Below are 251 nucleotides of genomic sequence, written 5' to 3' on the forward strand. Positions count from 1 at the left end.
GGTGATCCTCCCACGCTAACTTGGCAAGTAGTCCTGAGGATGCCGCGTCCGACGGATTTACCGCAGGTCAGCGGACTGAGCGGCACGGTGAAAGTGCAGATGCATAACCTGCCCCCTTCCGACGGCACGCCGCTGCTGCGCGTGCCGGCCAACGCGGTGTTTAACCCGGATCACAGCCTGCCGAAACAGCCTTACGTGTGGCTGATCAGCGGTGAGGGTGATGTGGTTAACGTTCAGCAGCAGCCGGTGGT

At 61.8% G+C, this 251-nt stretch carries 1 pseudogene; it reads left to right on the forward strand.

From position 1 onward, the window contains the following. Positions 1-39 precede the first annotated feature (39 nt). Positions 40-251 (forward strand): annotated as a pseudogene (locus tag KVT28_RS25825) (efflux RND transporter periplasmic adaptor subunit); the annotation flags it as partial.

This window comes from Pantoea sp. GbtcB22 (assembly GCF_019091025.1).
GTDB lineage: Bacteria > Pseudomonadota > Gammaproteobacteria > Enterobacterales > Enterobacteriaceae > Pantoea > Pantoea leporis.